This is a genomic window from Psychrobacillus sp. FSL H8-0483 (assembly GCF_038637725.1).
Classification (GTDB): Bacteria; Bacillota; Bacilli; order Bacillales_A; family Planococcaceae; genus Psychrobacillus.
In genome coordinates, this window is sequence record NZ_CP152052.1 from 2,943,306 (window position 1) to 2,970,164 (window position 26,859).

Genomic DNA, 26,859 nt, shown 5'->3' on the forward strand with positions numbered 1-26,859 from the left:
TTTTATTAGAAGATTTATTTTACCGAGTCTCTTTCCTCAATTCGGTAAGGAAGAACTACTGTTTGTTCTTCAATTTTTTCTTTATTCATAAATTTTGTTAATAACCTCATGGAAACGGCACCGATATCGTACAAAGGTAAAACAACGCTTGTGAGTTGAGGTCTTACCATTCGAGCAAGTTTGGAGTTTTCAAAACTTATTACCTCAACATCTTTTGGTACGTTTAACCCACTATCTTGAGCACCATGAATAAGTCCAATTGCAATTTCATCGTTCCCAGCAAAAAATGCTGTTGGTGGATTTTTAAGATTGCGGAGCTGTTCCCACGCTACAAGGCCATCGTCATATGTATTATCGACGCCAACGATTAAATCTGAGTCAATTTCTATATTTGCTGCATTCAAAGCCTTTTCATAGCCCGAAAGCTTGTATACTCTATTTATGGTAGAAGACATGGATCCAGATACAAATGCAATTCTAGTATGACCGTTTTGTATTAAGCGATTAACCGCGTCGACAGCTGCTTCATGATATTCTATATTGACTGATGGAAAAGAATTAGAATCTTCTACTGTTCCAGCTAAAACAACTGGTACATCCGTCCTTTCCATTTCACGAAGCATTTCCTTTGTAATTTCGTCACTCATCATGACTACGCCATCAACTTGTTTGCTTAATAATGTAGATAATAACTGTACTTCTTTGTCTTCTTGCTGGTCGGAGTTTGTTAAAATAATATTATAACGATACATAGTAGCAATGTCTTCTATACCTCGCACTAGTTCGGCATAAAACACATTTGATATATCTGGAATAATTACTCCAACTGTTTTTGTTTTTTTACTCGCTAAACCTCTTGCCACTGCATTGGGTCTATAATCTAATCGTTCTATTACTGCTAGCACTTTTTGACGTGTTGCTGGCTTGACGTTTTGGTTACCATTTACTACACGTGAAACAGTTGCCATTGATACATTCGCTTCTCTTGCTACATCATAAATTGTAATAGTCAACGCGTACCCTCCTTTACTAGTCTAATTAAGTATATAATTAAATAATACTTGATATCCTTCCTAACTTTCAATTAAATAGTAAAACCGACCCTTCAAGAAGAGTCGGTTTTGTGAATTATTTCACGAATTACGCGTGAACTTCATGCGTCTTCATAAATTTTTGTAAGGAATCATAAAACTCATCGAATTGCTGTAAGTTCATTTGTTGAGCAGCATCTGATAATGCCACCGCTGGATCTGGATGCACTTCAGCCATAACTCCATCTGCTCCAATTGCAATTGCTGCTTTTGCAGCAGGTAAAAGGATATCACGACGTCCAGTTGAATGTGTTACATCGACAAATACAGGTAAATGTGTTTCTTGTTTTAAGATTGGTACTGCAGAAATGTCTAATGTATTTCTAGTTGCTCTCTCATACGTTCGAATACCTCGTTCACATAAAATGATTTGGTCATTTCCTTGTGACATAATATATTCTGCTGCATGGATAAATTCATCTAACGTAGCTGCAATACCACGTTTTAATAAGACTGGCTTATTAATAGAACCTACCGCTTTTAATAGTTCGAAATTTTGCATATTACGAGCACCTACTTGTACAACATCCACATAGTCTAGTGCTTCATCTAAATGGCTTGGAGTTACGATTTCAGATACAACCGCTAAGCCATATTTTTGTGAAATTTGTTTTAATATTTTTAATCCATCTAAACCAAGACCTTGGAAATCATATGGAGAGGTACGTGGCTTGTACGCTCCACCTCTTATAAGTTTTAGGCCTTTAGCTTGGATTGCCGCAGCAACTTCTGCCACTTGAGTGTAAGATTCTACTGCACAAGGACCAAATACGAATGAAGGAATTCCTGTGCCTATTTTTTCTCCATTAATTTCAACTATCGTATCTTCTGATTTCTTTTTACGTGAAACAAGAAGAGCTTTCTTTTGATCATCTACTTGAAATTCTAGAGCAGTTTTAAATATTTCCTTGAAAATATGTTCAACTGTTGATTGTGGAAGTGGCCCAGAATTGTTTTCTTTTAAATGATCTAACATATGTCTTTCGCGAAGAGGATCATATCTATTTACACCTTGTTTTTCTTTAACTCTTCCAATCTCTTGAACAACACCAGCTCTTTCGTTGATTAACTGTAAAATTTCTACGTTAATCTCATCTACACGACTACGTAAAGCCACTAAATCTACTTGACTCATAGATATTTCTCCTCTCTTCTCTCCATCGATGCTTTCTATCGACTGAAAATTATGATACATTTTAAGATATAAGTCATATTATAATCAATGTATACAAGAATGTCACGTATTTTAATTTTAGCGATTCAACTCGCTAAAGTATTTGTCTGAAAAGGACGTGGAAATTTGTCATCAAAATTATTTGCATTAGATATTGGTACTAGATCCGTAGTAGGAATTATTTTAGAAGAACGCCATGAAACATTTCATGTAATTGATGTTTTAGTAGAAGAACATAAAGAACGTGCGATGGTGGATGGACAAATACATAATGTGCTAAAAGTAGTGGAAGTCATTCAATCCATAAAAACACAATTAGAAGAAAAACATGGACCCTTGGAAAAAGTAAGCGTTGCCGCTGCTGGACGAGCGTTAAAAACAGAACAAGCAGAGATGAAAATGGACATCAAAAACAGACCTATATTTTCAGAAGACGATGTCAGCCGACTTGAACTCACAGCAGTTCAACAAGCACAAAATAATTTAGTCCAAAATGACGGAGAAAGACAATCAAGTCATTATTACTGTGTGGGATATAGCGTACTTTACTACAGACTTGATGGTGAAGAAATTGGTAGCCTAGTAGATCAACAAGGAAATGAAGCATCTATCGAAGTAATTGCCACTTTTTTACCTAGAGTCGTTGTCGAATCACTACTTTCTGCTTTGAAAAGAGCTAATTTAGAAATGGAAGCTTTAACATTAGAGCCTATTGCGGCGATTAATGTATTAATTCCACCAACTATGAGGCGCCTCAATGTGGCACTAGTGGATATAGGGGCAGGAACATCGGATATTGCCATTACCAATTATGGGACAGTTGTTGCTTATGGAATGGTACCTTATGCAGGCGATGAAATAACAGAAGCACTTAGCGACATTTATCTTCTAGATTTTCCACTTGCAGAAGATGCAAAGAGAGCAATAAATACAAATGAATTTATTCAAATAAAAGATATTCTAGGCTTTGATCAAAACATCCCTAAAGAAGAAGTAATTGATGCGTTAAGACCAGCAACGTTGGAATTAGCATCGGCTGTTTCAACGGAAATTTTCCGATTAAATAATAACCATCCACCAAAGGCTGTCATGCTAGTAGGTGGAGGAAGCTTAACCCCTTCGCTCACAACACTTCTTGCAGAAAAATTAAATTTACCTGTAAATCGAGTTGCTGTACGAGGAATTGACGCCATTCAAAACCTAACGAAAGAAGATCATATTCCTGTATCTCCAGAACTTGTTACACCAATAGGAATTGCAATTGCTGCTAAACGTGCTCCCATTCAATATATGTCTGTTGAGGTAAACCAACAGGTTGTTCGTTTATTTGAATTAAAAGAAATGACTATTGGAGATGCATTACTTGCCGCAAATATTTCTACTCGTAAGTTGTATGGAAGACCAGGAGCAGCTCTTTCCGTTCAAGTAAATGGACAAACAATCCATATTCCAGGAGAGCATGGAAAGCCCGCTGTTATTGAGCTTAATGGTCAGGAAGCAAATACAAAAACACTAATAAAAAACAAAGATAAAATAGAACTCATAGAAGGAAAAGATGGTAATGTAGGTACAGCATCAGTCCGAGATTTACTAGACGAAGCATCTGTAAAAACAATTACCTTTCAGGGAGTTAAACATATTGTAGAACCAACTGTTCAAGTAAATGGAGAGAGAGTTTCACTAGAAACTTCACTAGTAGAAAGAGACAAGATCACAGTTGAAACTCCACATACAATTGAACAACTTTTACATGCAATTCAAAAAGAAAATTACTTAACCCAATTAAAGCCTTATACAATTTCTATTAATAATAAAAATCATTACATCCCATCCTTTTCCACCACATTATTATTAAATGGGAACGCTGTAAAGCTACAATATCCCGTTCAAGACAATGATGTATTACAAATGAATATAGCTACTGCTCCTACTTTGCAGCAACTTTCAGATCATCTAGAGAAAAAACTTCTGGACCGTATTACAATCAAATTTCAACAAGAAACGATCGAACTTTTTAAAGAAAGTGCTAAGGTAATCAGTGAAAATACTATTTTATCTCCCTCGGACTTAATTCCAAATGGAACAGCGCTTCAGTGGGAAGAGGTTAATACCTCTGCATGGATATTCCAAGATGTTTTTCGTTTTTCCGAATGGACCTTACCAGAAAATGCTGGTTCTTTCCAAATCATTAAAAACGGACTAGCCTCTCGCTTTGATGAAGAAATCTTTGGCGGAGACGAACTCGAAATAATTTTCAACTAAAAAAACGGGCATAAGGCCCGTTTTTTTTAATTCTTATTCGGATTATTTTCTTCTGTAACCGCTTCTTTAATTGCTTCGGCTACTACAGTCAGATTTTCATCTTCCTCCGCTATTTCAACCGTTGTATGTGAAATAGTTGCCATGAATTCCATTGGCTCTTCACCTTCTGAGGAAGCAGTTCCATCGTCTAAAGGCGACATTGGTTTTCCCTTCATGGATTTAACTTTATCTACTAATTGCTCGGATTGTTCTTGTAATTGCTTAGAAATTTTTGTTGTTTTTTCTTTAGCTGTAGAAGATAAGTCCATTGTTTTTACTTTAATTTGGCCAGCTTGTGTTGAAAGATTTCCACGCAACTCAGTCCCAGTTTTAGGCGCTAATAACAAAGCAGTAGTAGCTCCAATAATACCTCCAATTATTACTCCAATGATAAAGTCCTTACCATTCACTTCTTGATCACGATAAATGTTCTCTCTCGTTTCGTTATAAGAAGGAGCAAGTGGATAGTTTGGTTGTGATTGACGATCGTAGGAAGCTTGGTTTGCATAATACTCATGGTTAAATTTTGCTTCATTATAATTTGGTTTGTTTTGTTCATGATTGCTCATTAAAATTCCTCCAATTTATTAGTTATTTGTTTTATTATCTTTTTCAAAGGAATAAAACTCTGCTTGATCCATTGCTTTTCTTTCTTTCCATTTGTCTCGTAGACCTAGAATTACACTGCTCCACTGAACAACTTGTGCTATTTTTTCTTCATTCTTTTCTACTTCTGTTGTAACAGATGATGTAAGACGTTGGATAGAATTATTAAAACCATTTACGGAAGTTCCTACATTTTTGACTGCTGCAACCACTGTGTTTAGTTGTACTGATTTCTCTTGGATATCTTCTGCTAATTCATTGGTCTTATGAAGAAGTTCCGCTGTTTCTTTCGTAACATTTTGTAAGTGTGTATCTAGCCCTTCCAGTGTATCCGCAACATTATTTAAAGTCTTTTTAACTGAAGATAACGTAACAGCAAGGCTTATACAAAGTACTAGAAATGCAATTGCAGCTATAATAGCAGCTATGTATAAAAGATTTTCCATTGAGCATTCTCCTCTAACTTGTTTGTGATATTGTAATTTTACCCTAAAAGAAATAAACTAAACTTCTTTCTTTATACTATACTACTTTTCTTAGAAATTTCCTTTAAAAAAATGCTTAATCACAAATGGATTAAGCATTTTTATCATTTATTTAGTTTTTGGTTGAAAGCTTCTTGGTATTTCTGTACATCTCCTGCTCCCATAAACAAATAAGTAGCATTTTCATGAGACAGCAATTGATCTACTGTATCTTCATGTAAAATATGACTTCCTTCAATTAGGTCTCCTAGTGATTGAATGGTTAAAGTACCAGCATTTTCCCTTGCTGAACCAAAGATATCACATAAATACACCTGATCCGCTGAACTTAGGCTCTCGCTAAATTCATGCAGAAATTTTTGCGTTCTCGTAAATGTGTGTGGTTGAAATATAGCGACAATCTTACGATTTGGGTATTTTTGTCGAGCTGACTGAATCGTTGCTTTAATTTCTGTTGGATGATGTGCATAATCGTCAATAATAATACGATCTCCAATAACAGTCTCTGTAAAGCGTCTTTTCACACCTTCAAACGTTTCTAAGCCTTTTTGAATAATATCCGCTGGCACTTCCTCGTAATGACATAGAGAGATAACAGCTAACGAATTTAGGACTGCATGGTCACCAAACATAGGAATAGTAAAACGCTCATAAAATTCATTTCGGACAAATACATCGAATGAAGTACCTTCTGTCGTTTTTTCTATGTTCCTTGCCGCAAAATCGTTATGCTCACCAAATCCATAATAAACGACCGGCACAGCAGCTTTAATTTTTTGTAAATATTGGTCATCTCCACAAGCGATGATACCTTTTTTAACTTGCATCGCCATGGATTGGAATGCACTAAATACATCGTCAATATCTTGAAAATAATCAGGATGATCGAAATCAATATTTGTCATTATTGCATAGTCAGGACTGTACGCTAAAAAGTGTCTACGATACTCACATGCCTCGAACACAAAATTAGAAGCATCTGCTTCCCCTTTACCAGTACCATCACCAATTAGAAAAGAAGTAGGGCTATAACCACTTAACACATGGGATAGTAGTCCTGTGGTAGACGTTTTCCCATGAGCTCCAGTAACAGCAATGGACGTAAACTTACTCATATAGTCGCCTAAAAAATCGTGATAACGTATTACATTCAAACCTAGTTCTCTTGCTTTCACTAATTCAGGATGACTATCAGGGAATGCGTTCCCTGCAATAATTGTCATACCTTCTTCTATATTTGCTTCATCAAATAATAAAACATTTATATGTCGGTCATGTAATGGTTTTTCCGTAAAAAAATACTTTTCAATATCAGAACCTTGCACTTCATTTCCGATATCATGTAAGATTTGTGCTAACGGACTCATTCCAGACCCTTTAATGCCTGTAAAATGATACTTTGTCATACGTTGTAACCCTCCTGGGATTAGTCCCACTTATATACATTTTTTAATACAATCGTCTTAATAGACGTATTCCCAATTATATCACTTTTTCATACATAAATTTAATAAACAATATTAACTAAATATTTGTTCTAAATTGTCGTTTGTTAGTAATACTTCTCTCGCCTTGCTTCCTTTTTGCTCTGTAATATATCCATTCTCATACATGGCATCTATTAATCTAGCTGCTCGATTATAACCTAAATGAAACTTACGTTGCAATAAGGAGGTAGAAGCAGACCCTTGTTCTACAATAAAACGACATGCCTCTTCAAATAATTCATCTTGTTCAGATGCTATTTCTGCTTTTTGCATTAACTCTTCTTGCTCAAACATATAGTCAGGAGTTCCCTGGCTTCTTGCATAATCGATAACACTTTCAATTTCATCGTCCGATACATAAGTACCTTGAATACGAACAGGGCTAGACATGCCATTTCCTTGGTAAAGCATATCCCCTTTACCAAGTAATCGCTCTGCACCTTGCTGATCTAAAATTGTACGAGAATCGATTTGAGAAGAAACAGAAAATGCAATACGGGTTGGTATGTTTGCTTTAATCAAACCAGTAATGACATCTACAGATGGACGCTGAGTAGCTAATACTAAGTGAATTCCGCAGGCTCTTGCTTTTTGTGCAATACGGCAAATTGCTTCTTCCACCTCTGCAGGTGCCATCATCATTAAATCGGCAAGCTCATCAATGACAATCACGAGATAAGGTAGTCTTTGAGCGAATTGTCGTTTTTCTGTCGCAAGCGTATTAAATCTGCCAATATCGCGCACACCTACATGAGCAAATAATTGATAACGACGCTCCATTTCTTCCACTGCCCATTTTAATGCCGCTGTAGCAGCTTTAACGTCTGTAATTACCGGGCTCACTAGATGTGGAATATGATTAAAAGGAGCAAGTTCAACCATCTTCGGATCAATTAAAAGTAGCTTTACTTCTTCAGGAGTTGCTTTATACAACAGGCTAACAAGTAATGAATTAATGAATACTGACTTTCCTGACCCTGTCGCACCCGCTATTAAACCATGCGGCATTTTTCGTAAATCTAGTGTCACTGGTTTTCCAGTAAGGTCTAACCCAAGTGCAACTTCAAGTGGTGAATCAGAGTTTGTAAACACATCGGTTTTAAGAACTTCTGAAATGCGGACAGCTCGGGACTTTCTATTGGGAATTTCAATACCAATAGAACTTTTTCCTGGAATAGGCGCTTGAATACGAATATCTTTTGCTGCTAAAGCTAATTTTAAATCGTCAGCTAAATTACGAATTTTACTTACTTTTGTCCCACGTCCTACTGTTAGTTCAAACTGGGTGACAGCAGGTCCTTGAAAAGTTTGAACAATCTCACCCGTTATTTGAAAATGGGATAAGGCCTCTACTAGTGTAAATGCTTGCTCTTCCATCCATTCATTATCTTCATCCTTTATTTCCGGAGGAAGCAAGTAACTGAATGATGGTCTTGTATAAGTAGATGGAACGATTTCTTGCTTCACTCCTTCTATAAGCACTTCTTTTGATGTTACTATTTGTGTTTCCGGTTTTAGTGCAGATGGTTGTACAGACTGTGACATAGGATTATTTATATCTAGTTTATTCATCTTTTGTTTATCTGATTTCAGCATCATTACATTAAAAGGTCTTATGTTTTCTTTTGGAGCTGTTGGTTTTACTTCTTGGACCTCTTCGATCGGTGATGTATCCTTATATTCTTCGATTGGTATATTAACCTTAAATTCTTGGATCTCTTCAGTTAGAGGTGAAGATTGTTCTACCTCCACCTCATCTATTATTTCCATGACTGTTGCAGCAGCTTCTTCCACCTGCTTTTGTTTATCTGATTTCAACATAAGCACATTAAAAGGTCGAATATTTTCTTTTGGAACTGTTGGCTTAGTTTCTTCGACCTCTTCGATTGGTAGTGTATCTATAGCTTCATGAATCTCTTCCATTGTAGTTACAGATTGTTCTACCTCACCTACTACTCTCTCCATGATTTCCACCACTGGTGCAACAGACTCTTCTACAACCTGCTGTGGAACTGGAATTGGAGCCTCCATTACGATAAGGTCGTCTACTATTATTTCTTTTTCCTGTTTTGGTTCTACTTTCTTTTCTTTTTCTTTAGAAAAACCATAAATAGGAGAAGGTACATCTGTTGGTGTAAATGCTCTTTTTTTTCTTATAATCGCTGGAGCCTCTTCTATTTCTTTTTTTTCTGCACGATGAACAACCGTTTGCTGCTTCCGCTGTTGCCAAATACCTTGCGTATGTAAAGGCTTAAACGATTGTGTATCATTAGATTTTTTTTCTAGAAATGGTTCTTCCACTACTTTTTCTTCTTTTGGTAACCCATATAAAAATTCATGTTTTTCTTCATCTGAAATTAATGGGAAACGAAATGGTGTTTTAGGTTGTGTTGTTTTTGGGACACCTTGTACTTCTACTTCTGTTTCATCTCTATATTCATCTTCATTAGCTGCAAATAATTTTTTAAACCAATTCAAATTCATCACTCTTTCTAATCGATACCTTCTATTTTACCAGTAATACCAGTATACGTCCCTATTATATAATAGAAATACATAAAAAAAAGCACACCTAATCGGCATGCTTTAAGAATGATGATAAAAAACTGGATATTTTACAAAAATAAAGTAATTTTGCACTACTTTTTATGATTGCGGAAAAGGACTTCCTGCTTCTTGTTGCTCATCTAAAATAAGAATGCCTTTTACCTCTGGTGCATTTGGCAATGCTAATTCTTTTGCAGAACAAAGCATTCCACTTGATGCAATTCCACGAAGCTCTGCATCCTTAATAACCATTCCAGAAGGCATTACAGCTCCAACCTTTGCTACTACTACCTTTTGACCTGCTTCTACATTAGGAGCACCACATACAATTTGTAGTGTAGTATCTCCAACATTTACTTGGCAAACTTTTAATTTATCTGCGTTCGGATGTTGTTCTAATGATTCCACATAACCAACAACAAATTTAGGCGATAAATCTACTTCAAACGTGTAAGATACACCATTTTCTGCCAGGGCATGTTGTACTTTTGCTACTAATTCTTCCGTTAGGAAAACTTGTCCAGTTGTTTGTATTTGGTCATATTTACTGTAACCAAAAACGTTTATCGCTAATACCTCGTTTGATTGTGCGTCTTTTACTAACGTCACATCTCCTTTTGACTCTGTAATAACTTTTTCCGTTTTTTCGGGTGTCAACTGTACTAATAGTACGTCCCCTACGCCAACTTCATTGTAAAAAATATTCATTTGTCTTCATTCTCCTTTGTTACTCGATTTTTCGCCAAAATAAAAATCGGCTCTAAATCTCCATTTTCATATATAAAAGATAATGAAGTAATAGGTACGGTTCCAACAGTAAAGAAATGCATAGTCATTTGAGCGAGAACATCGTAACCTGTTTCATTTCTTATATCACCAATTATCATAACATCTTGATGGGGTACAGAAACAGTCATATCTCCAACAACCTGTTTTTTCATATCTCTTAGCAGCGATTCATTCAGCAAGCGACTTGCATCATAGCCATCATTATTATTAAAGAAATAAAAAATATTACCGGCTACTTCATCTTTTTTGTAATTTGTTTCTAAATTTCTAACTTGAAAAATAGCTCTTTCTCGTATTTCAGTTTCTCGAATATCCCATCCGGCTAACATTTTTTCATCGAGTAATCGATACGTGTTCCCTAAGTCTAATGCATAATATATTCGCGTTTCTGCTGTATGATCTTTCGTGATAAAGCGGTTCCCTTCATTGGACTTCTGTGGAAACGAAGTGGAACGAATAACTGGATAAATAGAGGCAGCAGGATCAATTTCTCCTGCGATTTCCTTTTCCATTGCTTGAAAGGTTTGCTGAATTGTATATACTACTTCTTCAATTGCTTTCTCTTTTTTCGTTTCATATTTAGCTAATATAGGAGGAATAGAAATATCAATTCCTTTTGCTAATTCTTTATGGTCTAATCGAAGTTTATTTGTTTCTCGATTATAGTCGTACGTGTAAATTTCTTCTGATAGCTTCGTTTTTAGAAGCCTAATGAGTTCAAGTGCTTTCACTTTAAACATTTCCTTTCCATAAACAAAACGGTCCACAAGTCGTGAACCGTTTTATTATTATCAAATAAGCAATGGCATATTAGCGTCCAAATTTTACTCCCGCCACTCTATTACGTTGGGACGGCTACTGAATAAAGTTAAATAGTTTGAAGAAATGATTCGATTTCTTCTTTCGTTTTGCGATCCTTGCTAACAAAACGTCCTATTTCTATCCCATTTTCAAAAGCAATGAAACTAGGAATACCATAAATGTCTAATTGGCCACATAAATCAATAAATTGATCTCTGTCTACTGAAACAAATGTGAAGTCTGAAAATTTCTCTTCTACTTCTCCCATGAAAGGGTCGATAAAACGGCAATCTGGACACCAATCCGCCGTAAATTTGAAAACTACTTTTTCTTCATTCTTTAATAGTTCAAATTGTTCCATTGTAGTTAAATTTTGCATCTAAATTCCCCCTATTTGGTCTTTATAGATTTCACTATTGTCATCATCTGTTCTAAATTATCGGCAATATTTTGCTCTTTCGAAATGGTCGTAAGCTTGATACCACCAATACTTGTAATAAGCTCGTACTTGTCTTCACTATTTTCAATAATTGCTGCAAAACCGAAACGACCATTTTGTTCAAATTTCTTTTCTTCTACAACATTTATATTGCTATCTTCCATCATTAAATCATAGTATAACTGACTGCTTGGTAATTCATTTGGATTGATAAATAATATATAGGAATCTTTCCCTTTGGATAAAATAATATTTGATTTATCAGTCTCATCTTCAATGGAAAAACCACTCGGTATGAATATCTTTACATCATTCACTTCTTCATTAGGTTTTTCAGCATCCCCTTGAAAAGCTAGTTTTGCTTTTTCAAGACCATCTGTCGTTTGATCGTTTATTGATGTTGCACATCCAACTAATAAAATGACTGCTAGTGAAGCGGTAATTACTCGTATCCAGTTTCGAGTCATTTGATTTCCTCCATTCAAAGCATGACTGCTATATATTTTATCGATGATTGATACTACATGCAACTACTATAGCTTGAGCACTATGTTAGTGACAATGTACTTCTGCGACGAACTTCGCGCAGGAGCCGTAAATGGCATTTAGAAAGGTAGGCGTCCTGCGGCAACGAATGCATGACTCACTTCCTGTAAGTCCAGCTGACGGACAGGAGTCTAGACAGTTAACAGAAACTTTCTTATCCATTGAATCTGTAAAAGTAGACTTGTTTTTTATAAAATATATTTTGTGACGAAAATCCGCGAGACTCCTGCGGAAAAACGTGCTGCCAAGACCCCGCAAGCGGGCTTATAGGAACAAATCCTAAGTTCGCCACATCCATGTAGCAACGGATTCGTGACCAACTTCCTGTTGCCCCGAGGAGGCTTGGAAGTTCGTCATCGGAAAGCGAGCGGATTTTCGGCACGTAACAATATGATCGTTTAACAGAGCTTATCCGTTAAAAAATGTAAGACAAACCTTATAATATAAAGATATACTAAGTATTATTTTCGCATCTTTATAGAAAGTTCATACTGACCAATTAGCAATAACATAATATGTTCAAACATATCACTTCTTTTTACATAACTGTTCGTAAATACGCCAATTGCACCTTCGTCATGTCGTATATCATTCTTATTAGTATAGACGTCCATGACAGGTCCAAGTTCCGCCCCTTCACGGAGTTGAATTGCTATCTCTTCTGGTAAAGGCACTCCTGCTCCTGTTGCAGTATAGACCTCTCCATCGTTCGTTGCCAGTGCTCCCCAATTACAAATATACATTGTTCCGTCTATTTCTTGTACTCCTCCTTCTAAACCGATACCAAAATGGGCATCTGCTTGTACCATTAATTGCTTTGCACGATTAATTGCACCTTGTCTTGTCTCTTCATTACTCATCGGTTGATTGGAAACTAGCGAAGGTACTTCTTTATTTACAAAACTAGCGTTTGGATAATAAATACTAGATATGGACTGAACAGCCTTTGTTTTAGCTCTATTGTTGGTTCCTATTAATATTTTCATACATTCTATTCCCCTTCATAAAAAAAGATGCCATAAAGGGCATCTTTTTATTATACGTTAGCTTTGATTGTTTCTAATGTAGTTCGGTCACATGCTTTCACCAATTTCACAATCAATTCTTTTGCTGCTGCATAATCATCCGTATGAATAATCGAAGAAGATGTGTGAATATAACGTGAGCATATGCCAATTACTGCGCTTGGAACTCCTTCATTGGATGTATGCACACGCCCTGCATCTGTTCCGCCTTGAGAGATAAAATATTGATATGGAATATGATGTGTTTCCGCCATATCCAACACAAATTCTCTCATACCACGATGGGTAATCATAGACCGGTCAAAAATTCGAAGTAATGTTCCCTTACCTAACTGACCAAATTCATTTTTATTACCGGAAGCATCATTGGCAGGACTAGCATCTAATGCAAAGAAAAGATCTGGTTTAATCATATTCGTGGAAGCTTGAGCCCCGCGAAGACCGACTTCTTCCATTACATTCGCACCAGAATACAGCATATTTGGTAATTGCTCATTTTGTACTTCTTTCAACAGTTCAATGGCAAGTCCGCAACCATAGCGGTTATCCCATGCTTTTGCCATAATTTTTTTATCATTGGCCATTGGTGTGAATGGACAAACAGGAACGATTTGATCCCCCGGTTTAATACCCATTCGAAGAACATCCTCTTTATCGTCTGCTCCGACATCAATTAGCATATTTTTAATGTCCATCGGCTTATTTCGCACTTCATCACTTAATAAATGAGGAGGAATAGAACCAATGACACCAGGGATAGTTTTTTCATTTGTCACAAGTTCTACTCGTTGTGCAAGTAATACTTGGTTCCACCAGCCGCCAAGTGGTTGAAAACGAATCATGCCGTTGTCTGTAATTCCAGAAACCATGAAGCCGACCTCGTCCATATGTCCAGCAACTAAAATTTTAGGACCATTTTCATCGCCTTTTTTCAGTCCGAAAATACCGCCTAAATTATCCTGAACGATTTCATCCGAATATTTTGACAGCTCACTGCGCATAAATGCACGAACAGCATGCTCATTTCCAGGTGCTCCAGGTAATTCTGTTAATGTTTTAAATAATGAGCGTGTTTCTTCATTCATGTTAAAAAGCCTCCTAAAGCTCCGTAATAATTATATTTATCTTCAAAAAGATTCCTCTTCTATTGTAATAAAAGTTTGAATAGTTTACTACAATAAACCTTCGGATATCGAAAAATTTAATCGGTTGCGAGTTGTATGATACACTAAAAAAAAGGCCATAGGGAGGAACAAAAATGAAATTAAAGGATTATATGATGGGTCTTGGGACTGGAATTGTTATTGGTATTATCGCAAGTCAAGCTGCTAGTAAAATGAACTTTAATCGTTCTGCAGAGCTTGTTCTAAGCGATATAAAAAAATCATTTAAAGAAGAAGGTCCTATTGATGGATCGTGGATCTATATGAGCCCTGAACCCTTTCAAAAAGAAGCAATTAGCTTCCATGTATACAAAGGTGGAATTTCCCGCGTAAAAAATGGAGAACTCGAACAATTCGAGTTTGCAGCAGATGCCAAAACAGGTACGGTTGTAGATTTAGTGAAGCTTTAAACATTTAGTTGAAGCCTTGTAGAATAGGCTTCTCTTATTTGAAGGAAACTACAGAAATATGTATTCTACATGGAATAAAGTATAGTTGATTTCCGCTGTAGGTGGACGCTTTCCGCGGGGTGAGCGATAAGCCATCACCGCCGCTCACGCGTCCAGGTGAGACCCCCGCAGGAGCTTGCGGAGGGCACGGAAAAAGTATCATTCTAATAAATTATCCATCAAATAGCCGCTAAGAGAATTTAGCGCTTTGGCATTCGCTTTCCGCGGGCGAGCGACGAGCCTCCTCCTTCGCTACGCTTCGTGCGGGGTCTCGTCTGTCTCGCTTTCCCGCAGGAGTCTCATGCGTCGCGCTAAATTCTCTTAAATTAAATACAGCAAATAGTTCCTACAAAATACAAATTTCTAGTTTTTCAGTGTCTTCAGCTTGCGACAAGGAGGCTCACGGACCGCCTGCACCGGAATCACATAGATGTTATATTTAATCAAAAAACGAAGGGGCTGTCCAATAAGCCCATAAATTGAAGCAAGTGTAGAAAAACGAGTCTTTCTCTACACCTGCTTTTTGTATACTTTTTATTAAACTACTATTTTTTGTAGGCAATTGAATGTGGTGGAAGACGGCGACTCCAGCGGGAATAGCATGAGCTGAAGGCCCCGCAGGAGCGAAAGCGACGAGGAGACTAAAGCCATGCCCGCGGAAAGCGTCCGTCTGGAACGGAAATCAATACATTGGAAAAGGGACCATCTCTCAGTCACTATATGACTTTAGAGACAGCCCCCTCGCTAAGAAATGTTTAATAGACTTTTTCAGTGGCCTCACATAATGCGCAGCTGATTTTTTATCTTGTTCGCTCTACTCTATCTACAATTTCTTTCCCATCTACTGACCATTTGATTAACCGGTTAAATGCATCATGGTAAAAGCTAAACCAATAGTTTTTTTGTAATCCTTCAGTGACCCATTTCTTTTTTGCAAAAACAGAAGTCATTGGATAATCGTCATAAGCCAAAACCCATAATGGATTTTGATGTGCATGGGTTGGCATTAAGTCAGCTAAGTGAATAATCGTTTCTCCATTTTGCTTGAATAATATAATACTATGTCCATCACTATGTCCACCAGTATGAATCATTTCAATTCCTTCGACTACTTCTAACCTGTCAGTGAAAGTGATAACTTGGGATTCTATTGGCTCCCAATTTTCTTTCCAATAAGTATTTTGTGACCGAATATTTGGGTTTTTCATTTCATTCCATTCGACCTCTGATACATAAATTTTAGCATTCGGGAAACTGGAAACTAATTTATCCTCTTCCCATTTCGTCAATCCACAAGCATGGTCAAAGTGAAGGTGCGTCATAAGAATGATATCGATATCCTCAGGTAAAAAGCCAAGTTCAACTAAATTGTCCTCCACCATCGACTGATCCGACACTCCATAGTTTCGTAGCTGTTTTTCTGTAAATTTCCCGAAGCCTAACCCAGCTTCCATTAAAATATTCTGACCTTTATACTGGATGAATAGTGGATCTGACGATAATTCTATTTGATTTTTTTCATTCACAGGATATTTCTTTTCCCATAAAGGTTTTGGCACAACTCCAAACATGGCTCCCCCATCCATATAAGTAGTACCGCCTTTTAACCATGTCAATGACATATCGTGAAATTGAAACGCATCCATACTCCCAGGTCCCCTTTTTGACGTATTTTACTACTACTTCACTTCGTTCAGCTACACAGAAAATATGTTTCTCGTAATTATACGAATTTTGCTTCTACTCGATAGATTGGTTGTCCCTTTGCAGAAAACTTTTCTTCATATTCAGTCATAATATTATCTTCTGGCATATTTACATGCAAATCGAGTGAAACATCTTTTATTAACATACCATAAGCCGACATGCTAATTAAAGAATATTCAAATAATCCTCGATTATCCGTCTTAAAATGAATTTCCGCGTTGTCTACTAAAATAGATTCATAAAGCTTTAAGAAACCTTCATGCGTTAAACGTCTTTTGGCATGTCTAATCTTTGGCCACGGATCAGAGAAGTTTAAATACACACGGTCTACATCATTTTTCTCAAAGTACTTAGCCAAATGAGCACCGTTTACTTTTAGTAAGCGTAAATTTGGAAGGGGTTGGGCTGCAATAGCATTTTCAAGTGCAGAAACTATCACACTATCGTATAATTCAATCCCAATATAATTAATAGCTGGATTTTGCTTAGCCATACCAGTGATAAATTGTCCTTTACCAGTACCTACTTCAATATGAAGGGGGTTATTGTTTTTAAACTCCGTATCCCATTTCCCCATTAACTCCTCTGGATTTGGTATAACGATTTCAGGGTGAGCATGAATAAATTCCTCTGCCCACGGTTTGTGTCTTAACCTCATTACATTAACTCCTTTTGCTTCTTAATGGTTTTGCTAAATTCCAAGCTTTCGGTTGAACCGAAAAAGAAAAACACTGTTCTTGCTCTGTTACACAAGAGAATTCCCCGTCTACATGGCCATAAACTTTCTCATGCATACGAATAGTAAAATCCTTAGCTTGAAGTTGTTTTACTTCTTTGTATTTAGTGTGTTTACCGAAAAAAACTGTTCCAAAAATGAACAGCAATTTCCATCTAGCTAACTTATGGACAACTGTCATTTCAATTAATTGATCGTTAGGTAGCGAACTTGGAGAAATTTTCATGCCTCCACCAAAATACGCTTGATTACAAACGACAATAAACCAAACATCATCAAACTTTAACGTATCTTCTTTCGTAAGTAAAGAGAACGAAAAAGTTTGAAAAACTAGCAATTCTTTTACAACATAAAGTATGTACGTTATTTTACCTAATCCAAATGCATTTAACCACTTTTTCCATTTGGAATTATTTGAAGAATATACCACCTTCGCATCGAAGCCAAAGCCAGCATTGTTGACAAAACTATAGGTAGATCGCTCGTTTGTTAGTTTACCTAAATCATATTTTTCGTATGTATATGCTTCTAACTGTTCGATGGATTGAAATACAGAAAAAGTCCGACCAAAATCATTTCCACTTCCTGCAGAAATAACTCCAACTCGAACATGTTCATAACCGGTAGCTCCTGAGATTATTTCATGTACGGTTCCGTCTCCACCAATAGCAACAATTAAGAGTGGCTCCTGACTTTCTTTAGCACATTGCTTCGTTATTTCCGTTGCATGCCCACTGTACTCTGTTACACAAAATGTGTAAGGGAATGTTACTTTACCCCTCCAGGAATCCCATACTTTCTTGGATCGACCATTGCCAGCATGTTCATTGAGGATAAAGACAACTTTATTCATTTTTCTCCTCACTATCTACATCCCATCCTGCTCTAGAATAAGATGTTGTTTGCACTAGCTCAAGTATAGATTGAGCAGCCTTAAACTGCATATGCTTCATAGGAGAAGGGGAGGATTTTAATGCCATAAACCATTCGGGAAAATTTCTAGTATCAACAAATTGGGTGTTAAATGAAGCACCGGGATAGTCAATATAACCATTTCTTGATAGAACGACTTTTCTAATAGGTAAGTCTATATCTTCTTTCTTAAATATTTGCATTAAGATTGATTCCATTCTATTCAAGCCGATCATTGGGCTTAATATTTTTTTCTCCTCCTTGCCACTTTTTCTCAGCCAAAAGCGATCACTACTACCTATAAAAGCATCTAAATCATTTGCCTCTAGTACAACAAGACATAGAATTTCGGTTGGTAAAATAATGATTACTTCCAGTTCAACCGGAGCATTCTTTATCTTTAATATAGGATAATAAAACAAAAAATAATTATCAGGGAGACGAAGTGTCAAAGACCGCAATAATGTATCACGCATAAACTTCGGATCTACATAAGACTTTTCACGCAAAGTAGAGCTTGCCCACTTTAACTGAAAATGAAAAAGTTGATCTAAATACATTCGTTTTAACTCTTCTATTGACTGTGGATTATACACAATATTCGGTTGAAAATGAAGGGTGGTAGACTCTTCAGGGATTGAATTTTCTTCCAGAAGTTCATGCTCTTCCCAAGCTTCCGCTTGTTCAATTTCTACATTAGTACGGGTAAAAAACTTTGAAAAAAATGACTTCTTTTCAGCTAATTCTTCCTCTTCCACTTCTTCTTTTTCCATCCAAGAAGAATCAAGTGTCCCCTTTTCCCATTCTCCTTTTGTTCGCTCCCACTGTTGCTTTTTTAGTCGAACAAATTGAGTTGGATATCTTTTTAAATCTATTTGATATCGAGAAACATAATCTTGAAGCTTAACGAGTTGGGCCATTCCTTTATACCCTCCTACACTGTATTGAACCAACTTCCTCGTATCGAGGGATACTAGTTGGATTTATTTTAAATATAGAAAATTTGCTAACCTCGAAAGATTCTTTTGTCAATAGGAAGTCATCTGTTAAGAGCGATGCTGCGGATGCCCATTTTTTAGCAATTGTTATATGAGCATGAAAGTCTTTTGAAGTATTTATTTCGATGACATTAGCAATTTTTTGCATTACATCTTGCTGTAAATGATTTAAAGAATCACTTTCTTCTAATCCTATATACATCACTCTAGGTGTAAGATCATTTCCAAAATGTTCAAGTCCTGCGGTTGTTAAAATAAAAGAGCTCCAATCGATCTTTTGAAACGACTGGATAATTAGCTCTAATACAGCTTGTTCTATTGCTCCTACATAAAAAAGGGTAATATGCAAATCCTCTGCCACTGGCAAAGTTTTATGTGTCTCTCGCAAATTTGTTTTATTTCTTGCTTCTACGATAGATTTGGCAATTGAGGGAGGAACTTTAATACCTAAAAAGTAATGGGATTTCATACTTCCAGAGTTGCAGGAATTTTTTTCTCAAAAGCTTGTTGTAGCTTTTCAGTCCAATTCCCTCTTTTACCATTTCCAATCATTTGTCCATCGATTGAAATAATGGGCATTACTTCTGCATTTGTAGAGGACATGATGAACTCATCCATTTCTAATGCTTGCTCTTTTGTAAATGCTTCTTCTACAACTTGGATACCTACTTCCTGGCAGCAATCTAAAATAACTTTTCTTGTTATACCATTTAAGATTAAATTGCTCACAGGATGCGTATAAAGCACTCCATCTTTAATCCCGTAGACGTTAGAAGAAGAACCTTCAGTTATGATTTCTCCACGATGCTGTATTGCCTCATAGCAGTTTTTACTAACAGCTTCTTGTTTAGCAAGGACATTACCTAAAAGATTTAATGACTTAATATCACAACGAAGCCATCGAACATCTTCAACGAAACATACTTTTACTCCATTTTCTAGTTCGGCTAGCGGGCGAGTTGTTTCTTTCGTATAAGCAGTTAATACGCTCTCCACTACTGGCACCGGAAAATTATGCTGTCTTGGACTTGTGCCTCGTGTCACTTGCAAATAAATATGTCCGTTTTGTACTTCATTTATTTCGATTAATTCGTGAAGCATTTTGTGCAAAACATCTTTTGTATATGGAATGACTAGTTGAATTTTATCTGCACTAGCATATAATCGGTCAATATGCTCTGTGGCAGTAAATACATCAGCATTATAAATTTTTATTACTTCATAGATGCCATCTCCAAATTGATAGCCACGATCCTCGTAACCAATCTTCACTTCTTTTTCATCCACAATTTGATCATTCCATAAAATCTTCATTACTAATTCCCCCTAGTTTTAATTTTTCCCTGCTAGTTCTACTATTGCATCTGCATAAATTGCTGTTGCCTTTATTAAGTCTTCAATATCCACATATTCATCCACTTGATGTGCTACATCTTTTCTTCCAGGGAAAACCATTCCAAATGCTACACCCTTTTTCAGAACACGTGCATATGTCCCGCCACCAATGGAAAGTAGCTTCGCTTTTTGTCCTGTTTGTCTTTCATATACTTTTTGTAAAGTCGTTATGAGTATATCCTCTTTATCGACATAATGTGGCTCAGAATTAGACCCAAGATCCAGCGTAATGCCTGTATTTTGAAGTATTTCTCTACAAGCACTTAATTTTTCTTCGAATGGATAGGTAACTGAATATCGTAAGCTTACTTGCGTACATGATCCTTGCTCTGGAGCGTAATGAATAACACCAGGATTTAGAGTAGTTTCACCAGACACTTCATCTGCAAAGTTTAAGGATAAAGCGTGCCCTCTACTCTCTTCTCCAAAAGCAGTTACTAAAAATTCGACAAATGCTTTAGAGTGTGGAGTTAAGCTAATGGTTTTTAAAAACTTTGCAAGTAAAATTCCAGCATTTACTCCGTCGTTAGGTTCCATTGCATGTGCCGATTTCCCGTGTACTAATACTTTTACTACGGAACCTTCCTGCACAACTTCCCCAGTAATACCGTGCTCTTTAGCAAATTCATGAAATTTTTGGTTTATTGTGTGTGCTCCCCCAAAAACATATGCAAATGCTTCATCTGGAACCATATTTGTTCTTTTTCCAGCTTGGAAAAATTGAATCGTTTCTGTCTCAGAAGAACCTGTTTGTGTAAAAATCAAATCGGCTATTCCTTTTTCCGCGTTGATAATAGGAAAATCCGCGTCAGGGGCAAACCCAATTTCCGGCATTTGCTCTTCTTCAAAATACCGTTTTACACAACGAAAACCACTTTCTTCATCAGTACCAATAATAAGACGCACTTTTTTAGAAAGCTCAATTCCCGCTTCTTTTACTAATTTCATTGCCATCCATGCAGCTATGGTCGGCCCTTTATCATCAATTGCACCTCGGCCATACACTTTATCGTCAGCTACGACACCTTCAAATGGAGGATATGTCCAGCCTTTCCCTTCCGGTACTACATCTACATGACAAAGGATACCAAGTATTTCTTGTCCATTTCCCATTTCGATATGTCCGGCCATATTCTCAATATTTTTCGTTATAAATCCAGCTTTTTCTCCTTCTCGAAGCATATGAAGTAACGCTTCTAAAGGTTTAGGTCCAAATGGCATATCAGAGTTAGCCAGATCAGTTTGTAACACACTTGGAATTTGTATGAGGCGTTGTAATTCTGCAATAATGTCCTCTTTTTTCTCTTCTGCACGTTCTAACCAATTCATATGCAAATCTCCTTCGATATAAGATATATAGCTATTTTACACTTATTTTTATAGTACGTCTTTTAAAAAATTGTCACTATTTATTATTAAACCTTTGTAAATTAAGTGTTTTTTATAGAATTTTTAATGAAAATCTACTATAATTTAATTGTCAGATAATAAAGTACTGACAAACAATATTGTAAAGGGGCTGTAAATTGCAATTACTTTGTTGCTTTTCACCCAAGTCGTCCGCTAGTCCTGCCACGAGATATGATGATGAAGGAGTGGTTACTTTTGAAACCTACTACTGATCGGATGCTCACTCGAATTAAAGATATGTATATGTTCATCCGAGATAACGGAACTGTTACAACTCAAGATTTGGTCGATGAATTTGGCATCACTCCTCGAACTATTCAAAGAGACTTGAATGTACTTGCTTTTAATGACCTAATTATTAGCCCAACACGAGGTAAATGGACCACGACGAATAAACGAGTTAAACTTACATCCTAGAGCTTCAACCATATGAAAAGAATGACCTTGCATTAGCAAGGTCATTCTTTTACTGTATTAGTGCTAATTCTTCTTCCGTTAGCTCTCTGTATGTTCCTTCTGGCAAGGATTCGTCTAGCTTTAATGAACCCATAGAAAGTCTTTTTAAATAAACTACTTTTTTTCCAACAGCCTCAAACATTCTTTTCACCTGATGGAATTTTCCCTCTGTAATTGTTAATTCAATTTCGGAAGTTGGGCCACTACTTATAATACGTAGTAAACCAGGTTTCGTGTGGTAACCATCATCTAATGTGACGCCAACTTTAAAAGCTTCTATATCTGCTTCGTTTACTATGCCCTCTACCTGTGCAAAATATACTTTTGGCACATCCTTATTCGGAGACAAAAGACGATGCGTTAAAGCACCGTCGTTAGTTAATAAAAGTAAACCTACTGTATCTTTATCAAGTCTTCCAACTGGATAAGGCTCGAAATGACGTACATCATCGTCTAAGAGATCAATAACCGTTTGATCTCTTGAATCCTCCGTTGCAGAAATAACTCCTGCGGGTTTATTCATCATTAAATAAATAAATTCCTTATATTCCACAATTTCTCCATAAACAGTTACTTGATCTGTTAGCTCATTGACATGCATGGAGCTATCTTTCACAGCGACATCATTTACTTGAATTGCCTTTGACTTAACAAGTCCTTTTACTTCTCTTCTTGTTCCAAAGCCCATATGAGCTAGAAATTTATCTAATCGCATTTTATTCTCCTAAAAACCTATTTTTTTCGTGAATCTTGTAAGCCTTTCCCCGAATAACTTTTGAGCGAGTCCTAGTCGCAAAGTTACATAACCATAAAAAACTGCTCCTATAGTTGCGCATACAATAATTACCAATAAGGCTTCTAACTTGTTATCGATTGTAAAGACTTTTACTAAGCCCCATTTCACAATAAATACAAGACATAGCATTCCAACATTGACAACCATGATGAGAAAAATTCTTCTCATTACCATATTAGATTTATAATGTAACGTTTTTCGTATGGCAAACATATTTAAACTAATAGCTACAATATATCCACATGCTGTGGCTAAAATAGCTCCATCCGTTTCAAACATTTTTATAAGCGGAGTATTTAGAACAAGTTTCGTTAGAATTCCCAATAATAAATTTAATATAATTAGCTTCTGACGATCAATTCCTTGCAAAATCGAAGTCGTTACTGGGTAGAGCGCAAATAATATTGCTACAGGAGCGTAATGTGCAAGAACCGTAGCTCCAGTGTCACTTTGCTCGTAAAACACAAGATAAAATTCATTTGCTAAAACAGAAATGCCTAATGCTGCTGGCAAAGTTAAAAATAACAATATTTGGAATGATTGGTCTAATGATTTTCTCACTTGCACGAAATCTTGTTTTGCGTAATAACTTGTAATTAATGGAATTAACGTCATAGAAAAGCCTGTAGCTAGCATTACAGGAATCATCACAATTTTATGGGTATACATGTTGAGCATGCCTAAATATGTGTTGGATATGTCAGCTGTTTTGCCAATCATCAACATTGCACGATTAAATGTAATCATATCAATAAATTGAAATAATGGATTAATTACTCCAACTAAAGCAAATGGTACTGTATATATTAGAATTTCCTTATAAATTTCTTTTAAAGAAACATTCGAAGTAACATTACCGCTACTAGTAAGTAGATCATTAAACTCTGGCTTCAACTTCTTCCAATACCAATATAGAATAATCAGACCTGCGATTGCCCCTATAAATGCGGCAAATACAGCAAAAGAAATTGCTGTCTTCTCTGACCCATTAAAGACCTTAACGACAAAAAATGCTCCCACTAGAACAAATAGAATTCGCACAATCTGCTCTAGTAATTGAGAAATAGCTGTAGGAGTCATATGTTGATACCCTTGGAAAAAGCCCCTAATTAAACTCATTAAAGGAACTATAATAACGGCAAAACTGACATACTTAATAACACTTGCTACATCTTTTACCGTAAAAAAGGACTCATCATTTTTTATTACAAGTTGAGCTATAGGCTCAGCCAAAGAATATAAAATTATGAAGCCTAAAATACCTGTTATACTCATTAAAACCATACTTGATTTAACTAGCTTTCTTCCAGTGGCATAATCGCCTAATGCGTTATATTTTGAAACAAACTTAGAAACTGCAATAGGGATTCCAGAAACGGCTATCGCAAGCATTATCGAATATGGTACATACGCGTATTGATACAGCGCCATATACTTTTCCCCAATAATTTGATACAAAGGAATAACATACAGCACACCTAATATTCTGGATAATAAGAGACCAACAGTTAAGATCATTGTCCCTTTTAATAAATTCGATGCCATCTAACCCGCCCAATCCTATAAAAATGTCTACTCTACAGTTTACATCTGTCGAAACAAAACCACAATGATGTATAATAAAGAAAAAAGTGAAAGTGTGAATTTATTTATGTATGACGTTATTGTAATAGGTGGGGGTCCCTCAGGATTAATGGCCGCAGCTGCCGCAGGTGCAGAAAACAAAAAAGTATTGCTAGTTGAAAAAGGAACAAAGCTTGGGAAAAAGCTTGCTATATCTGGAGGCGGTCGTTGTAATGTCACAAACAGACTCCCTCAAGAAGAGATCGTAAAAAACATTCCTGGAAACGGAAGATTTCTATTCAGCCCGTTTTCCGTTTTTAACAATGAAGATATTATTGCGTTTTTTGAAAATTTAGGAGTTCCGTTAAAAGAAGAAGATCATGGGAGAATGTTCCCTGTCTCTAACAAAGCAATGGATGTCGTGAATGCACTACTTGATGAGTTAAAACGACTGCATGTGGAAATAAAATTGAGTTCTCCAGTTTCCAAACTTTTGATGAATGATGAAAAAATAATTGGTGTACGACTAGCTACAGGCGAAGAAATTGTTGCAGGTGCTGTCGTAGTAGCAGTTGGTGGAAAAGCAGTTCCACAAACGGGTTCGACTGGTGATGGCTATCCATGGGCGGAAAAAGCAGGACACACTGTTACAGATTTATATCCAACAGAGGTTCCTTTATTATCAAATGAGCCTTTTATTAAATCGAAAGAACTACAAGGTCTTGCACTAAGAGATGTAGCCGTTTCTGTATTAAATAAAAAAGGAAAATCGATTATTACCCATCAAATGGACATGTTATTCACCCATTTTGGGCTAAGCGGCCCCGCTATTTTACGTTGTAGCCAATTCGTTGTAAAAGAATTGAAGAAAAATGGAGGACAACCAGTACAGGTGCGCATTGATAATTTGCCAGATCTAAACGAAGAACAAACTTTTCAAGCGCTTCTCTCTTCTATTAAAGAAGAACCGAAAAAAGCCCTGAAAAACGTTTGGAAAGGGCTCGTTCCAGAAAGATGGCTTTTATTTTTATTGCAAAAAGCTGGTATTCCAGAAAATGAAGATGGACAAAACCTTGCTCATGAAAAAATTAGATCTTTTGCACATTTGTTGAAACAATTTACGGTAAGTGTCTATGGAACACAACCACTTGAAAAAGCCTTTGTCACTGGTGGCGGTGTATCTATTAAAGAAATTGAACCGAAAACTATGGCTTCCAAGAAAAAAGCCGGACTCTATTTCTGCGGAGAAATTTTGGATATCCATGGGTATACTGGTGGTTATAATATTACTTCTGCGCTTGTAACTGGCAAAATTGCTGGCATGAGTGCTGCGCTATCTAATTGATTTACCCGCTCAATATCATAGGAGTTGATTAACCAAAAGTACCCAGTAAATGGCTTATTAAAATGGTGATAACCACTAGGTACTCTAAGTATAGGTGCTTTTGGAGTGCTTGGAACTGAACTTGCTCTACACTATTATCGATATTTCTTGATACGGAGGGATGCGACTTTGTCGCATCCCTTCGTATTTTTTCGATAATCGTGTGGTAGTCGTTCGTTCGTCCGTCACTCTCGTCCTCGGTAATGATGTAGTGTCATTTCGTTCGAAGCGAACCAAAAAAGTACAAGTGCAGAGTGGGATCCTTGTGCATTTCTTGTGAAATTTTAATGGTGGAAATTGGATATTCAACAGCCGTGATGCAATATAGAAATAATGCGTAACACAGCATCTGTTTGAATGGTTTTGTCGCGTTCGAGATGGGCTTTGTCTTGTTCGAAGGGTAGTTTGTCGCGTTCGTAACATGTTTTGTCTCGTTCAACCATTTATTGGTTTTTTAAAAAAATATTAACTATTATTGGATTTTGCGAGGCGGTGTCAGACTACTGAGAGAAAGCGAGACAGACGAGACCCGCCTCAGGAAGAGGCGCACTTAGCCTTCCTTCCTATCTTGAGCTACTTCATAACCAACATCGTGTTGG

26 protein-coding genes are annotated in these 26,859 nt (G+C 36.5%); 5 read left to right on the top strand and 21 right to left on the bottom strand.

Translation table 11 applies throughout. The features are described from left to right. Positions 1-14: 14 nt before the first annotated feature. Together ccpA and MHB48_RS14080 are read right to left on the bottom strand one after the other, a co-directional pair. Positions 15-1,013: a catabolite control protein A gene (gene ccpA / locus MHB48_RS14075; protein ID WP_342598634.1), complete on the bottom strand. Its 999-nt coding sequence runs from the start codon at positions 1,011-1,013 to the stop codon at positions 15-17. A 127-nt stretch (positions 1,014-1,140) separates the two neighbouring features. Beyond that, a complete protein-coding gene (locus MHB48_RS14080) occupies positions 1,141-2,226 on the bottom strand; it encodes a bifunctional 3-deoxy-7-phosphoheptulonate synthase/chorismate mutase (protein ID WP_342598635.1) in 1,086 nt (361 codons plus the stop codon). 165 nt (positions 2,227-2,391) lie between these two features. On the opposite strand from MHB48_RS14080, the gene MHB48_RS14085 reads away from it, so the two are divergent. Next, a complete protein-coding gene (locus MHB48_RS14085) occupies positions 2,392-4,527 on the top strand; it encodes a cell division protein FtsA (RefSeq protein ID WP_342598636.1) in 2,136 nt (711 codons plus the stop codon). A 26-nt stretch (positions 4,528-4,553) separates the two neighbouring features. Here MHB48_RS14085 and MHB48_RS14090 read toward each other — a convergent pair whose 3' ends face one another. The 8 genes from MHB48_RS14090 to MHB48_RS14125 form a co-directional block, all read right to left on the bottom strand. Further along, positions 4,554-5,135 carry a YtxH domain-containing protein gene (locus MHB48_RS14090; protein ID WP_342598637.1) on the bottom strand — a complete coding sequence of 194 codons (582 nt, stop codon included), beginning with the start codon at positions 5,133-5,135 and terminating at the stop codon, positions 4,554-4,556. An 18-nt stretch (positions 5,136-5,153) separates the two neighbouring features. Next, on the bottom strand, positions 5,154-5,618 hold the full coding sequence (locus MHB48_RS14095; protein WP_342598638.1) for a DUF948 domain-containing protein: 465 nt from the start codon (positions 5,616-5,618) through the stop codon (positions 5,154-5,156). A 143-nt stretch (positions 5,619-5,761) separates the two neighbouring features. Further along, positions 5,762-7,063, bottom strand: coding sequence for a UDP-N-acetylmuramate--L-alanine ligase (gene murC, locus MHB48_RS14100; RefSeq protein WP_342598639.1), 1,302 nt, complete (start codon positions 7,061-7,063; stop codon positions 5,762-5,764). 114 nt (positions 7,064-7,177) lie between these two features. Continuing rightward, a complete protein-coding gene (locus MHB48_RS14105) occupies positions 7,178-9,628 on the bottom strand; it encodes a DNA translocase FtsK (RefSeq protein ID WP_342598640.1) in 2,451 nt (816 codons plus the stop codon). Between the two features lie 162 nt (positions 9,629-9,790). Further along, positions 9,791-10,399 (bottom strand): YtpR family tRNA-binding protein, encoded by a 609-nt coding sequence (gene ytpR / locus MHB48_RS14110; protein ID WP_342598641.1) that lies wholly within the window; start codon positions 10,397-10,399, stop codon positions 9,791-9,793. Continuing rightward, positions 10,396-11,220, bottom strand: a complete 825-nt coding sequence (locus MHB48_RS14115; protein WP_342598642.1) for a DUF1444 family protein — start codon at positions 11,218-11,220, stop codon at positions 10,396-10,398. Before MHB48_RS14115 ends, ytpR begins: the two co-directional genes overlap by 4 nt. Positions 11,221-11,348: 128 nt before the next feature. Further along, complete coding sequence (locus tag MHB48_RS14120; protein ID WP_342598643.1) at positions 11,349-11,660, bottom strand: thioredoxin family protein; 312 nt, start codon at positions 11,658-11,660, stop codon at positions 11,349-11,351. An 11-nt stretch (positions 11,661-11,671) separates the two neighbouring features. Further along, the gene (locus tag MHB48_RS14125; RefSeq protein WP_342598644.1) at positions 11,672-12,187 is read right to left on the bottom strand and encodes a hypothetical protein; all 516 of its coding nucleotides are present in this window, start codon (positions 12,185-12,187) and stop codon (positions 11,672-11,674) included. A 131-nt stretch (positions 12,188-12,318) separates the two neighbouring features. Between MHB48_RS14125 and MHB48_RS14130 the strand changes: the two genes are divergently transcribed. Next, positions 12,319-12,474: a hypothetical protein gene (locus MHB48_RS14130; protein WP_342598645.1), complete on the top strand. Its 156-nt coding sequence runs from the start codon at positions 12,319-12,321 to the stop codon at positions 12,472-12,474. A 253-nt stretch (positions 12,475-12,727) separates the two neighbouring features. On the opposite strand, the gene MHB48_RS14135 is transcribed toward MHB48_RS14130, so the two are convergent. Continuing rightward, positions 12,728-13,252, bottom strand: coding sequence for a DUF84 family protein (locus MHB48_RS14135; protein ID WP_342598646.1), 525 nt, complete (start codon positions 13,250-13,252; stop codon positions 12,728-12,730). Between the two features lie 50 nt (positions 13,253-13,302). Continuing rightward, positions 13,303-14,376 (bottom strand): M42 family metallopeptidase, encoded by a 1,074-nt coding sequence (locus MHB48_RS14140; RefSeq protein ID WP_342598647.1) that lies wholly within the window; start codon positions 14,374-14,376, stop codon positions 13,303-13,305. Between the two features lie 173 nt (positions 14,377-14,549). Here MHB48_RS14140 and MHB48_RS14145 point away from each other — a divergent pair, with 173 nt between their 5' ends. Further along, complete coding sequence (locus MHB48_RS14145) at positions 14,550-14,864, top strand: hypothetical protein (protein ID WP_342598648.1); 315 nt, start codon at positions 14,550-14,552, stop codon at positions 14,862-14,864. Positions 14,865-15,703: 839 nt separating this feature from the next. Here MHB48_RS14145 and MHB48_RS14150 read toward each other — a convergent pair. The 7 genes from MHB48_RS14150 to pepV all read right to left on the bottom strand — a co-directional run bounded on the left by MHB48_RS14150 (position 15,704) and on the right by pepV (position 21,980). Beyond that, positions 15,704-16,549, bottom strand: coding sequence for an MBL fold metallo-hydrolase (locus MHB48_RS14150; protein ID WP_342598649.1), 846 nt, complete (start codon positions 16,547-16,549; stop codon positions 15,704-15,706). A gap of 77 nt (positions 16,550-16,626) precedes the next feature. Next, positions 16,627-17,268, bottom strand: a complete 642-nt coding sequence (gene trmB / locus MHB48_RS14155) for a tRNA (guanosine(46)-N7)-methyltransferase TrmB (RefSeq protein WP_342598650.1) — start codon at positions 17,266-17,268, stop codon at positions 16,627-16,629. A 4-nt stretch (positions 17,269-17,272) separates the two neighbouring features. Next, positions 17,273-18,199: a diacylglycerol kinase family protein gene (locus MHB48_RS14160; RefSeq protein WP_342598651.1), complete on the bottom strand. Its 927-nt coding sequence runs from the start codon at positions 18,197-18,199 to the stop codon at positions 17,273-17,275. After that, positions 18,192-19,178, bottom strand: coding sequence for a nuclease-related domain-containing protein (locus MHB48_RS14165; protein WP_342598652.1), 987 nt, complete (start codon positions 19,176-19,178; stop codon positions 18,192-18,194). The genes MHB48_RS14160 and MHB48_RS14165 overlap by 8 nt, the downstream gene beginning before the upstream one ends. A gap of 4 nt (positions 19,179-19,182) precedes the next feature. Beyond that, the gene (gene thpR / locus MHB48_RS14170) at positions 19,183-19,725 is read right to left on the bottom strand and encodes an RNA 2',3'-cyclic phosphodiesterase (RefSeq protein ID WP_342598653.1); all 543 of its coding nucleotides are present in this window, start codon (positions 19,723-19,725) and stop codon (positions 19,183-19,185) included. After that, positions 19,722-20,570, bottom strand: coding sequence for a D-amino-acid transaminase (dat, locus tag MHB48_RS14175; RefSeq protein ID WP_342598654.1), 849 nt, complete (start codon positions 20,568-20,570; stop codon positions 19,722-19,724). Before dat ends, thpR begins: the two co-directional genes overlap by 4 nt. An 18-nt stretch (positions 20,571-20,588) precedes the next feature. Further along, the gene (pepV, locus tag MHB48_RS14180; RefSeq protein ID WP_342598655.1) at positions 20,589-21,980 is read right to left on the bottom strand and encodes a dipeptidase PepV; all 1,392 of its coding nucleotides are present in this window, start codon (positions 21,978-21,980) and stop codon (positions 20,589-20,591) included. 276 nt (positions 21,981-22,256) lie between these two features. Here pepV and MHB48_RS14185 point away from each other — a divergent pair, with 276 nt between their 5' ends. Further along, positions 22,257-22,478, top strand: a complete 222-nt coding sequence (locus MHB48_RS14185; protein WP_340922431.1) for a DeoR family transcriptional regulator — start codon at positions 22,257-22,259, stop codon at positions 22,476-22,478. Positions 22,479-22,527: 49 nt separating this feature from the next. Here MHB48_RS14185 and MHB48_RS14190 read toward each other — a convergent pair whose 3' ends face one another. Further along, the gene (locus MHB48_RS14190; RefSeq protein WP_342598656.1) at positions 22,528-23,232 is read right to left on the bottom strand and encodes a pseudouridine synthase; all 705 of its coding nucleotides are present in this window, start codon (positions 23,230-23,232) and stop codon (positions 22,528-22,530) included. Between the two features lie 9 nt (positions 23,233-23,241). Continuing rightward, a complete protein-coding gene (locus MHB48_RS14195) occupies positions 23,242-24,858 on the bottom strand; it encodes a polysaccharide biosynthesis protein (RefSeq protein WP_342598657.1) in 1,617 nt (538 codons plus the stop codon). Positions 24,859-24,964: 106 nt separating this feature from the next. On the opposite strand from MHB48_RS14195, the gene MHB48_RS14200 reads away from it, so the two are divergent. After that, complete coding sequence (locus MHB48_RS14200; RefSeq protein WP_342601395.1) at positions 24,965-26,221, top strand: NAD(P)/FAD-dependent oxidoreductase; 1,257 nt, start codon at positions 24,965-24,967, stop codon at positions 26,219-26,221. The last annotated feature ends 638 nt before the right edge of the window (positions 26,222-26,859 follow it).

What these genes read in the sequence shown, in the direction of transcription:
- MHB48_RS14200 (WP_342601395.1), top strand. Translation starts at nt 24,965, where the DNA reads ATGTATGACGTTATTGTAATAGGTGGGGGTCCCTCAGGATTAATGGCC.
- MHB48_RS14095 (WP_342598638.1), bottom strand. Translation starts at nt 5,618, where the DNA reads ATGGAAAATCTTTTATACATAGCTGCTATTATAGCTGCAATTGCATTT.
- pepV (WP_342598655.1), bottom strand. Translation starts at nt 21,980, where the DNA reads ATGAATTGGTTAGAACGTGCAGAAGAGAAAAAAGAGGACATTATTGCA.
- MHB48_RS14190 (WP_342598656.1), bottom strand. Translation starts at nt 23,232, where the DNA reads ATGCGATTAGATAAATTTCTAGCTCATATGGGCTTTGGAACAAGAAGA.
- murC (WP_342598639.1), bottom strand. Translation starts at nt 7,063, where the DNA reads ATGACAAAGTATCATTTTACAGGCATTAAAGGGTCTGGAATGAGTCCG.
- MHB48_RS14150 (WP_342598649.1), bottom strand. Translation starts at nt 16,549, where the DNA reads ATGGATGCGTTTCAATTTCACGATATGTCATTGACATGGTTAAAAGGC.
- ytpR (WP_342598641.1), bottom strand. Translation starts at nt 10,399, where the DNA reads ATGAATATTTTTTACAATGAAGTTGGCGTAGGGGACGTACTATTAGTA.
- MHB48_RS14080 (WP_342598635.1), bottom strand. Translation starts at nt 2,226, where the DNA reads ATGAGTCAAGTAGATTTAGTGGCTTTACGTAGTCGTGTAGATGAGATT.
- MHB48_RS14135 (WP_342598646.1), bottom strand. Translation starts at nt 13,252, where the DNA reads ATGAAAATATTAATAGGAACCAACAATAGAGCTAAAACAAAGGCTGTT.
- MHB48_RS14130 (WP_342598645.1), top strand. Translation starts at nt 12,319, where the DNA reads ATGGCATTTAGAAAGGTAGGCGTCCTGCGGCAACGAATGCATGACTCA.
- trmB (WP_342598650.1), bottom strand. Translation starts at nt 17,268, where the DNA reads ATGAGGTTAAGACACAAACCGTGGGCAGAGGAATTTATTCATGCTCAC.
- MHB48_RS14165 (WP_342598652.1), bottom strand. Translation starts at nt 19,178, where the DNA reads ATGGCCCAACTCGTTAAGCTTCAAGATTATGTTTCTCGATATCAAATA.
- MHB48_RS14140 (WP_342598647.1), bottom strand. Translation starts at nt 14,376, where the DNA reads ATGAATGAAGAAACACGCTCATTATTTAAAACATTAACAGAATTACCT.
- MHB48_RS14160 (WP_342598651.1), bottom strand. Translation starts at nt 18,199, where the DNA reads ATGAATAAAGTTGTCTTTATCCTCAATGAACATGCTGGCAATGGTCGA.
- MHB48_RS14125 (WP_342598644.1), bottom strand. Translation starts at nt 12,187, where the DNA reads ATGACTCGAAACTGGATACGAGTAATTACCGCTTCACTAGCAGTCATT.
- thpR (WP_342598653.1), bottom strand. Translation starts at nt 19,725, where the DNA reads ATGAAATCCCATTACTTTTTAGGTATTAAAGTTCCTCCCTCAATTGCC.
- MHB48_RS14120 (WP_342598643.1), bottom strand. Translation starts at nt 11,660, where the DNA reads ATGCAAAATTTAACTACAATGGAACAATTTGAACTATTAAAGAATGAA.
- MHB48_RS14195 (WP_342598657.1), bottom strand. Translation starts at nt 24,858, where the DNA reads ATGGCATCGAATTTATTAAAAGGGACAATGATCTTAACTGTTGGTCTC.
- MHB48_RS14115 (WP_342598642.1), bottom strand. Translation starts at nt 11,220, where the DNA reads ATGTTTAAAGTGAAAGCACTTGAACTCATTAGGCTTCTAAAAACGAAG.
- MHB48_RS14145 (WP_342598648.1), top strand. Translation starts at nt 14,550, where the DNA reads ATGAAATTAAAGGATTATATGATGGGTCTTGGGACTGGAATTGTTATT.
- dat (WP_342598654.1), bottom strand. Translation starts at nt 20,570, where the DNA reads ATGAAGATTTTATGGAATGATCAAATTGTGGATGAAAAAGAAGTGAAG.
- MHB48_RS14105 (WP_342598640.1), bottom strand. Translation starts at nt 9,628, where the DNA reads ATGAATTTGAATTGGTTTAAAAAATTATTTGCAGCTAATGAAGATGAA.
- MHB48_RS14090 (WP_342598637.1), bottom strand. Translation starts at nt 5,135, where the DNA reads ATGAGCAATCATGAACAAAACAAACCAAATTATAATGAAGCAAAATTT.